Source organism: Burkholderia sp. E168m23 (genome assembly GCF_016586125.1).
GTDB lineage: Bacteria > Pseudomonadota > Gammaproteobacteria > Burkholderiales > Burkholderiaceae > Burkholderia > Burkholderia orbicola.
On record NZ_BCPP01000234.1, the window covers coordinates 1 to 7,912 of the forward strand.

General features: G+C 66.7%; 9 protein-coding genes. All 9 read left to right on the forward strand.

Annotated features, from left to right (window positions below; translation table 11 throughout):
• Window positions 1-68: 68 nt before the first annotated feature.
• Window positions 69-1,001 (forward strand): ACP S-malonyltransferase, encoded by a 933-nt coding sequence (gene fabD, locus JMF90_RS14305; RefSeq protein ID WP_054927532.1) that lies wholly within the window; start codon window positions 69-71, stop codon window positions 999-1,001.
• A gap of 36 nt (window positions 1,002-1,037) precedes the next feature.
• Window positions 1,038-1,787 carry a 3-oxoacyl-ACP reductase FabG gene (gene fabG, locus JMF90_RS14310; protein WP_006476504.1) on the forward strand — a complete coding sequence of 250 codons (750 nt, stop codon included), beginning with the start codon at window positions 1,038-1,040 and terminating at the stop codon, window positions 1,785-1,787.
• Window positions 1,788-1,931: 144 nt separating this feature from the next.
• Window positions 1,932-2,171, forward strand: a complete 240-nt coding sequence (acpP, locus tag JMF90_RS14315) for an acyl carrier protein (RefSeq protein WP_004197638.1) — start codon at window positions 1,932-1,934, stop codon at window positions 2,169-2,171.
• Between the two features lie 164 nt (window positions 2,172-2,335).
• On the forward strand, window positions 2,336-3,568 hold the full coding sequence (fabF, locus tag JMF90_RS14320; protein ID WP_011544937.1) for a beta-ketoacyl-ACP synthase II: 1,233 nt from the start codon (window positions 2,336-2,338) through the stop codon (window positions 3,566-3,568).
• A gap of 11 nt (window positions 3,569-3,579) precedes the next feature.
• Window positions 3,580-4,044, forward strand: a complete 465-nt coding sequence (locus JMF90_RS14325) for a hypothetical protein (RefSeq protein WP_054927533.1) — start codon at window positions 3,580-3,582, stop codon at window positions 4,042-4,044.
• Window positions 4,045-4,135: 91 nt separating this feature from the next.
• Window positions 4,136-4,735, forward strand: coding sequence for an RNA polymerase sigma factor RpoE (gene rpoE / locus JMF90_RS14330; RefSeq protein WP_006490873.1), 600 nt, complete (start codon window positions 4,136-4,138; stop codon window positions 4,733-4,735).
• A gap of 86 nt (window positions 4,736-4,821) precedes the next feature.
• On the forward strand, window positions 4,822-5,439 hold the full coding sequence (locus JMF90_RS14335; protein ID WP_054927534.1) for a sigma-E factor negative regulatory protein: 618 nt from the start codon (window positions 4,822-4,824) through the stop codon (window positions 5,437-5,439).
• A 5-nt stretch (window positions 5,440-5,444) separates the two neighbouring features.
• Window positions 5,445-6,497, forward strand: a complete 1,053-nt coding sequence (locus JMF90_RS14340) for a MucB/RseB C-terminal domain-containing protein (RefSeq protein WP_011544940.1) — start codon at window positions 5,445-5,447, stop codon at window positions 6,495-6,497.
• Between the two features lie 16 nt (window positions 6,498-6,513).
• The coding region (locus JMF90_RS14345; RefSeq protein WP_201325182.1) for a DegQ family serine endoprotease at window positions 6,514-7,912 on the forward strand (1,399 nt) is incomplete at its 3' end.

Consider the following 7,912-nt stretch of genomic DNA (forward strand, 5'->3'; position numbering starts at 1 on the left):
TGCCGCGCGCGGGTCCCATCGGCGCGCCGTTCGTGTGCGCCGTCCGAATCGATTCAATTGGGGACGATATGAAATTTGCATTCGTTTTTCCGGGGCAGGGCTCGCAGGCGATCGGGATGCTCGACGCATTCGCCGATCTGGCCGTCGTGCGCGAGACGCTCCAGGAAGCATCCGATGCACTCAATCAGGATCTCGGCAAGCTGATCGCCGAAGGCCCGGCCGAAGAGCTGAACCTGACCACCAACACGCAGCCCGTGATGCTGACCGCGGCGTACGCGTGCTATCGCGCGTGGCAGCAGGCAGGCGGCCCGGCGCCGTCGATCGTCGCCGGCCACAGCCTCGGTGAATACACGGCGCTCGTCGCGGCCGGCGCGCTCGCGTTCAAGGACGCGGTGCCGCTCGTGCGCTTCCGCGCGCAGGCCATGCAGACGGCCGTGCCGGTGGGCCAGGGCGGCATGGCCGCGATCCTGGGCCTCGACGACGACACGGTACGCGCGGTATGCGCCGAAGCCGCGGATGCGGGCGTCGTCGAAGCGGTGAACTTCAATGCGCCCGCGCAGGTGGTGATCGCAGGCAGCAAGGCTGCGGTCGAAAAGGCATGCGAAATCGCGAAGGCGAAGGGCGCGAAGCGCGCGCTGCCGCTGCCGGTGTCGGCGCCGTTCCATTCGTCGCTGCTCAAGCCGGCGTCGGACCAGTTGCGCGACTATCTCGCGAACGTCGACGTGAAGGCGCCGCAGATTCCGGTCGTCAACAACATCGACGTCGCCGTGGTCAGCGATCCGGCCGCGATCAAGGATGCGCTGGTGCGCCAGGCTGCAGGCCCGGTACGCTGGGTCGAGTGCGTGCGGCACATCGCCGGCACGGGCGTCACGCACGTGATCGAATGCGGTCCGGGCAAGGTGCTCGCCGGCCTGACGAAGCGCATCGACGGCAACCTGGTCGGCGCCTCGGTGTTCGATCCGGCTTCGCTCGACGAAGCGCTCAAGCTCGCGACCGCCTGACGCGGCGCCTTTTCCCAAGCAACGGATATTCGATTCATGGACAAGACTCTCGATAAACAGGTTGCGATCGTGACCGGCGCGTCGCGCGGCATCGGCCGTTCGATCGCCCTCGAACTCGCGCGCCTGGGCGCGACGGTGATCGGTACGGCGACGAGCGAATCGGGCGCCGCCGCGATCACCGCGGCGTTCGCGGAAGCGGGCGTCACGGGCCGCGGCGCGGTGCTGAACGTCAACGACGCGGCCGCCGCCGAGGCGCTGATCGATGCGACCGTGAAGGAATTCGGTGCGCTGAACGTGCTCGTCAACAACGCGGGCATCACGCAGGACCAGCTCGCGATGCGGATGAAGGACGAGGACTGGGACGCGGTGATCGACACCAACCTGAAGTCGGTGTTCCGTTTGTCGCGCGCGGTGCTGCGCCCGATGATGAAGGCGCGCGGCGGCCGTATCATCAACATCACGTCGGTGGTCGGCTCGGCCGGCAATCCGGGTCAGGTCAACTACGCGGCCGCGAAGGCCGGCGTCGCGGGCATGACGCGTGCGCTCGCGCGTGAAATCGGCAGCCGCGGCATCACGGTGAACTGCGTGGCGCCGGGCTTCATCGACACCGACATGACGAAGACGCTGCCGGAAGAACAGCAGGCCGCGCTCAAGACCCAGATTCCGCTCGGCCGCCTCGGCAGCCCGGAGGACATCGCCCATGCCGTCGCGTTCCTCGCATCGCCGCAGGCCGGTTACATCACCGGCACGACGCTGCACGTGAACGGCGGCATGTACATGTCGTAACGGTTTTCGTTTACCATCCGCGCCGTATCCCGTTTTTCAGGCGGACCGGCGCTTGATCGACCATCAAGCCAACGCGCGTTTTGGCGTCAGCAAACCTGATAAAATGCGCGCACTTGTAAATCTGAACTTTCCCTCGGAGGGGTAATGGACAACATCGAACAACGTGTCAAGAAGATCGTCGCTGAGCAACTGGGCGTCGCGGAAGCCGAGATCAAGAACGAAGCTTCGTTCGTGAACGACCTGGGCGCGGACTCGCTCGACACGGTCGAACTGGTGATGGCTCTGGAAGACGAGTTCGGCATGGAAATCCCGGACGAAGAAGCAGAGAAGATCACGACCGTTCAGCAAGCGATCGACTACGCTCGCGCAAACGTCAAGGCGTAAGCGCCTTTCGCGCTTGTCCGCCACGTCGCCGCGATCTTCGCGATTGACGCGCCATCCTGCCGGCTTCGCGCCGGACGGACTAACAGCCACAGGGCTCGCAGGGCTGGTTCCTGTGGCCACTGTGGCTTTTGTTTTTGTCATCCAATAATGGAAAAGAGGTTACCGTGAGCCGCCGTCGTGTTGTCGTTACAGGCCTGGGGCTGATTTCGCCTGTTGGCAATAGTGTTGCCGACGGCTGGGCCAATCTCGTCGCCGGCAAGTCCGGTATCGCTACCGTCACGAAGTTCGATGCATCGAACCTCGCCTGCCATTTCGCGGGCGAAGTGAAGGGTTTCAGCGCCGAGGAGTACATCCCGGCGAAGGAAGCCCGGAACATGGATACGTTCATCCATTACGGCATCGCCGCCGGCGTCCAGGCCATGCGGGACAGCGGGCTGGAAGTGACCGAAGCCAATGCGGAACGCATCGGCGTGCTGGTCGGTTCCGGCATCGGCGGCCTGCCGATGATCGAGGATACGCACCAGACCTACGTCGATCGCGGTGCGCGCCGGATCTCGCCGTTCTTCGTGCCGGGTTCGATCATCAACATGATCTCGGGTCACCTGAGCATCATGTTCGGCCTGAAGGGCCCCAACCTCGCGGCCGTCACGGCCTGCACGACCGGCCTGCACAGCATCGGCCTCGCCGCGCGGCTGATCCAGGCCGGCGACGCCGACGTGATGGTCGCGGGCGGTGCCGAATCGACGGTGTCGCCGCTCGGCATCGGCGGTTTCGCCGCCGCGCGCGCGCTGTCGACCCGCAACGACGATCCGGCTACCGCGTCGCGTCCGTGGGACAAGGACCGCGACGGCTTCGTGCTGGGCGAGGGTTCCGGCGTGATGGTGCTCGAGGAGTACGAGGCGGCGAAGGCGCGCGGCGCGAAGATCTACGCGGAAGTCGTGGGCTTCGGCATGACGGGCGACGCGTACCACATGACCGCGCCGAACATGGACGGCCCGCGCCGCTGCATGGTCGCGGCGCTGCGCGACGCCGGCCTGAATGCCGACGAGGTGCAGTACTTGAACGCGCATGGCACGTCGACGCCGCTGGGCGACAAGAACGAGTCCGACGCGGTGAAGGCGGCCTTCGGCGAGCACGCGTACAAGATGGTGGTCAACTCGACGAAGTCGATGACGGGCCACCTGCTGGGTGGCGCGGGCGGCCTCGAATCGGTGTTCACGGTGCTGGCGCTGCACAACAACGTGTCGCCGCCGACCATCAACATCTTCAACCAGGACCCCGAGTGCGATCTCGATTACTGCGCGAACACCGCGCGTGACATGAAGATCGACGTAGCCGTGAAGAACAACTTCGGCTTCGGCGGCACCAACGGCACGCTGGTGTTCAAGCGCGTCTGACGTCGAATCGCTTGACGAGTCCATTCGATGCTCCGGCCGGGCGTCCGCAGCGCTTTGCGTTGCGGGCCTCGGCCGTGTCGTATCTCGTGCTGGCCGCGTTCGTCGCGTCGGCTGCCGCCTCGGCGTACCTGTTCTGGGCGCCGCGCGCGGGCGCTGCCGCCGGCGCAGGCGTGTCGGCCGCGACGGCGGCACTGCTGGCCGTATGGGCGGCGCGCGCTTGCGCCCGCCGGCTACCGGCCGAGTTGCGGATCGATGCCTTCGGGGAGATTGCGGCGTTTGGCCGCACCGGGCGGTTGCTGGCCCGTGGCCGCGTGACGGGCCATGCGCACTGGAGCAGCCTGCTGCTGGTGCTGTCGGTCGGGCAGGGCGCCCGGCGGGCCCGGCCGCTGCTGATTCCGGCCGACGCGCTCGACGCCGCGTCGTTCAGCGCGCTGTCGGTACTGGCGAGAACGGCCGGAGCGGTGGGGCGGGCATGACGGCGGTGCGGTTACCGACCGTAACCAGCGGCCGGCGCCGGAACGCTACAATAACGCTCCGCGTTGCATCCCTAGTTAACGGATTTGTCAGGTGAGTGAAAAAGAAATCGATCAGGCTCTGGTCGAGCGCGTACAGAAGGGCGACAAGGCGGCGTTCGAACTCCTGGTCTCCAAATACCACCGCAAGATCATTCGGCTGATCTCGCGCCTCGTGCGGGATCCCGCCGAGGTCGAGGATGTGGCCCAGGACGCGTTCATCAAGGCGTATCGTGCGCTGCCGCAATTCCGCGGCGAATCGGCGTTCTATACGTGGTTGTACCGAATTGCCGTCAACACGGCGAAGAACTACCTTGCGACGCAAGGCCGCCGGGCGCCGACCTCGACCGAGGCCGATGCGGAGGAAGCGGAAACTTTCTCCGACGCAGACCAACTAAGGGATATCAACACGCCTGAGTCGATGTTGATGAGCAAGCAGATTGCCGAGACGGTCAACGCTGCAATGGCTCTGCTGCCCGAAGAACTGCGCCAGGCAATCACGCTGCGCGAGATCGAGGGCCTGAGCTACGAAGAGATCGCGGAAATGATGGGCTGTCCGATCGGGACGGTCCGGTCGCGGATCTTCCGCGCGCGCGAAGCAATCGCTGCCAAATTGCGTCCGCTGCTCGATACGCCCGAAGGCAAGCGCTGGTAAGCGCGACGGGCGGAACGACGCGGGTCGGGGTCTAGTTACGGATAGAGTCGTGAAGTCACGACGGGGTGTGCAAGATGGGGAGCATCATGGGGTCGGTCAATACGCAATCGCAAGCGTGCTCGCGCGGCGAGCGCCTTTCCGCGCTGGTCGACGGCGAAATGTTCGATGGCCCGGATCACGGGCAGTTTCTGGCTGAGCTCGACCGCGCGGATCGCGCCGTGTGGGCCCATTACCACCTGATCGGCGATGCGCTGCGCTCGGACGAGCTCGCGCTGGCGCCCGCGCTGAGCGTCGCGTTCACCGCGCGCATGTCGGCGGCGCTCGAAAGCGAGCCGCACCTGTTGGCACCGGCGGCCGCGCCGGTCGCGCGCAAGCTGCTGTCGCTGCGCCGCCGTGTCGTGCCGGCATTCGCGGTGGCCGCCGCGGCCGCCACGCTGACGTGGATCGTCGTTCCGCAGATGCAGACGGCCGGTGCGCCGGGCGCCGTCCAGGTCGCATCGGCAGGCGCGCCGCAGAACGGCAATCCGCAGCGCGTGACGGTTGCGCAGGCATCGGCCCAGCCGGGTCTGCAGGACGTCAACATCATTCGCGACGCCAGCCTCGACCAATACCTTGAAGCGCACCAGCAATTCGCCCAGCAGCCCGTCGTCACGGGTTCGATGCCGCTGATCCGCGCTGCCGTGACCACCACGCCAGGCCAATAAACCCGATGCGGACATTGCAGTTGAATCACGCCATCTCCGGATGGAAGCGGCTGCCGGCCCTCCTGCTTTGCGCAGCCGCCCTGTTGTCCGTTCAATCCCTTCCCGCCAGCGCCCAGCAACCGGACGATCCCGTCGCGACCCGCAAGGGTGCCGCCGACTGGCTCGACCGCGTCCAGCAGGCGGCGCAACAGCAGAGCTACGAAGGTACGTTCGTCTACCAGCGCGGCGGGTATGTGCAGTCGTCACGCATCGCGCACGTCTCGTCCCGCGACGGCGAGTTCGAGCGGATCGAGACGCTCGACGGCAAGCCGCGCAAGCTGCTGCGGCACAACGACGAGCTGTACACGTTCGTGCCCGAGCGCAAGCTGTGCGTGGTCGAGCGCCGCCAGACGCGCGACTCGTTCCCCGCGCTGCTCGGCGCGAGCGGCGAGCACGTGATGTCCGTCTACGATGCGAAGTCGCTCGGCAAGGACCGCGTGGCCGGGATCGACGCGCAGGTCGTCGAGCTCGTGCCGAAGGATGCCTACCGTTTCACGTACAAGCTGTGGGCCGACGCGCGCACCGGGCTGCTGCTGCGTTCGCAGACGCTCGACGCGAACGATCACGTGCTCGAACAGATCGCGTTCTCGCAATTGCAAACCGGCGGCGCGAGCGGCGACAAGGCCGCGATTGCAGCCGGCATGCGCAACCTGAGCGGCTGGACGGTCGTGCGCCCGCCGGTCGCGGCGGTCGACATGGAAGCGCAGGGCTGGCAGCTCGCGCCGAGCGTCGCCGGCTTCCAGAAGATTCGTGAAGTGCGCCGGCCGATGGCCGCGCGCGATGCGGGTGATCCGCCGATCCCGGTCGATCAGGCCGTCTTCACCGACGGCCTCGCGACGATCTCGGTCTTCATCGAGCCGGCCGAAAAGAATACGCGCAAGGAAGGCGCGGGCAGCACCGGTGCGACGCACGTTCTCGTGAAGCGCCGCGGCGACTACTGGATCACCGTGCTCGGCGAAGTGCCGCCGGCGACGTTGCAGCAGTTCGCGTCTGCCATAGAATACAAGGCTTCCAAGTAACGCTACGGCTTCCGACATGACGAAACTCACGCTGCGCAAAGTGCTCGCGGCGGCGGCGCTGTGTGCCTGCCTGCCGCTCGTCCCGCAAACCGCGGTCGCTGTCACGCCTCCGGCTGCCAGCCTTCCCGATTTCGCCGACCTCGTCGAAAAGGTCGGCCCGGCCGTCGTGAACATCCGGACCACCGCCAACGTGCCGACGAGCGGCCCGCGCGGGATGCTCCCGCCCGGCTTCGACAACGGCGACATGTCGGAATTCTTCCGGCGCTTCTTCGGCATTCCGCTGCCGCAGGCGCCCGGCAACGGCGGCGGCAACGGCAGCAACCCGAAGAACGCGCCGGCGCCGGACAACGGGCCCGACACCGAGCAGAATCGCGGCGTCGGCTCGGGCTTCATCGTGTCGGCCGACGGTTATGTGATGACCAATGCGCATGTCGTCGACGATGCGGACACCATCTACGTGACGCTGACCGACAAGCGCGAATTCAAGGCGAAGCTGATCGGCGTCGACGACCGCACCGACGTCGCGGTCGTCAAGATCCAGGCATCGAACCTGCCGGTCGTCGCGATCGGCGATTCGAACAAGGTGCGCGTCGGCGAGTGGGTCGTCGCGATCGGTTCACCGTTCGGCCTCGACAACACGGTCACGGCCGGCATCGTCAGCTCGAAGAGCCGCAATACGGGCGACTACCTGCCGTTCATCCAGACCGACGTCGCCGTGAACCCCGGCAACTCGGGCGGCCCGCTGATCAACATGCAGGGCGAGGTGATCGGCATCAACTCGCAGATCTACAGCCGCACCGGCGGCTTCATGGGCATTTCGTTCGCGATTCCGATCGACGAGGCGATGCGCGTGGCCGACCAGCTGAAGGCGACGGGCAAGGTTACGCGCGGCCGGATCGCGGTGGCGATCGGCGAGGTGACGAAGGACGTGGCCGACTCGATCGGGCTGCCGAAGGCCGAAGGCGCGCTCGTCAGCAGCGTCGAGCCGGGCGGCCCGGCCGACAAGGCCGGTATCCAGCCGGGCGACATTATCCTGAAGTTCAATGGCCGTCCGGTCGACGCGGCGTCGGACCTGCCGCGCATGGTCGGCGACACGAAGCCTGGCACGAAGGCGACGGTCAACGTGTGGCGCAAGGGTCAGGCACGCGATCTGCCGATCACGATCGCCGAGACGCCGGCCGAGTCGACGGCAAAGGCCGAGCAGCGCAAGAACGCGCCGCAGAAGCCGCGCCAGACCAATTCGCTCGGCCTGACGGTCAGCGACCTGACGGCGGAGCAGTTGAAGACGCTGAAGCTGAAGAACGGGGTGCAGATCGACGGCGTCGACGGCCCGGCCGCCCGTGCGGGCCTGCAGCGCGGCGACATCGTGCTGCGCGTCGGCGACACCGACATCACGAGCGCGAAGCAGTTCGCCG

Bases quoted from the DNA above. Each gene is read 5' to 3' on its own strand.
- fabD (WP_054927532.1), top strand. From the start codon at position 69: ATGAAATTTGCATTCGTTTTTCCGGGGCAGGGCTCGCAGGCGATCGGG.
- fabG (WP_006476504.1), top strand. From the start codon at position 1,038: ATGGACAAGACTCTCGATAAACAGGTTGCGATCGTGACCGGCGCGTCG.
- acpP (WP_004197638.1), top strand. From the start codon at position 1,932: ATGGACAACATCGAACAACGTGTCAAGAAGATCGTCGCTGAGCAACTG.
- JMF90_RS14335 (WP_054927534.1), top strand. From the start codon at position 4,822: ATGGGGTCGGTCAATACGCAATCGCAAGCGTGCTCGCGCGGCGAGCGC.
- JMF90_RS14340 (WP_011544940.1), top strand. From the start codon at position 5,445: ATGCGGACATTGCAGTTGAATCACGCCATCTCCGGATGGAAGCGGCTG.